Source organism: Flavobacterium rhizophilum (genome assembly GCF_046000485.1).
GTDB lineage: Bacteria > Bacteroidota > Bacteroidia > Flavobacteriales > Flavobacteriaceae > Flavobacterium > Flavobacterium rhizophilum.
This window is the reverse complement of sequence record NZ_JBELQB010000031.1, coordinates 1-1,450: the sequence shown is the minus strand read 5'-3', so window position 1 is coordinate 1,450 and position 1,450 is coordinate 1. Positions and strand designations below refer to the sequence as shown.

Sequence of the window (1,450 nt, the reverse complement as noted above, 5' to 3'; positions counted from 1 at the left end):
AAAATTTCTAATTTAATACTGTTTTTCAAATGGTTACATTGTAATTTTATCAAAACACCTAATCTGATACATTACCGTTTTTATTCACATACATTAAATATTTCATCATCTGGTGAAATATAAATATTTGATCTTACTCGCTTTTTTATATATAAAGGTTTATCCTTACAAATGACATAACTGACCCCATTTTTTAGATCGTCCGATTTACGTTTTATAGGAGTTACATCTTTAGGATGTAATAAACCTAACTGAATTTTTACTTTAGTGGAATCTAACATTTTATGTGAGTCTAAATATTTTAACAATTCAATAGTTGTCTCTTTGCGATTTTCTTCTTCAATAAAAAAGACTTTAGTTTTATATTCAATATAATATGACGGCAAGTATGATTTTGAATCTAGAGTATCAATGATATAGCTATAATTATTATCCTGCATAGGAAGTATATTAAAAAGATAATACCCTTTACTAGACATAGGTTCATATTCTACAGAAAAAAAATTATACTTATTAATATCATCACTATACATTTTATAGTAATCCTCAATTACTAAATTTATGCAATCCGAATATGAATCAAAACTTTCTGAAGAGCTAACTGTCTTACAGCTAGATATAATCAAAATAAAAAATAAACTAATAAGGTATTTAAATTTTTTCATGATTTTATTTTTTTGTTTTTTCATTATCAAATTTTCTATATCTTTTTTCTGTAGTATTATTCCACCTTTTATCTCTATAGAATATAAAATGATCCATATTTCTATTGTCAGCATTTTTAAAATCATCTTTACTAGGAGTGTCGACATAGTCTCCATACTGAGGATGTGTATGAAAATGATATTTTATATGCATTATCTTATTAACTTTAAATCTAAACCCATTATATAGATTAATCGGATCATTTTTATCAAAACGAGCACTAACACATGAATTTAAATCATTCCCCTTATGCTCTTCAATAACGAAGCCGTTAATAGTTTCAGAAGACTTATCATAACCAATAGCAAAGCCACTAACTTCACAATTTGACAAATTATCTGAATACTTAACAAGAAAATCCTTAAGTTGGCTCTCACTAGGTTGTCTTTCTCCCCCTATTTCAATATACTCATTACCTTCTCTAAAATTCCTACATTCTTTAAGTATACCTTTAGCTATATTATCAATATGAGTTTTAGCATTTCCTTTACTATCTGTTATCAACACATAATCATTAATTTCTTTATTAAATTCAAATTTACCTACTTTATCTGTTGCATCATTATTCTTTTCATATAGATAAAAATCTCCAGTTTTTTCATCATAACGATAAATATCTCTTCCATCGGGATCAACATACTTAATTGGATTATTTGCACAATAGGCAAAAGAACTCCAGTCAGGATATTTATCTGCTAAGGGATCAACTCCTATAAACATACTCCATTTTGGGTCATAATAACGT

The 1,450-nt window shown here is 26.6% G+C and carries 2 protein-coding genes; both read right to left on the bottom strand.

The genetic code is table 11. The annotated features are described in order from the left end of the window. Positions 1–80: 80 nt before the first annotated feature. Positions 81–665 carry a hypothetical protein gene (locus ABS768_RS17555; protein ID WP_408076251.1) on the bottom strand — a complete coding sequence of 195 codons (585 nt, stop codon included), beginning with the start codon at positions 663–665 and terminating at the stop codon, positions 81–83. 4 nt (positions 666–669) lie between these two features. Then, the coding region (locus ABS768_RS17550; protein ID WP_408076250.1) for an RHS repeat domain-containing protein at positions 670–1,450 on the bottom strand (781 nt) is incomplete at its 5' end.

Coding starts and splice junctions, on each gene's coding strand:
- ABS768_RS17555 (WP_408076251.1), bottom strand. CDS start 665: ATGAAAAAATTTAAATACCTTATTAGTTTATTTTTTATTTTGATTATA.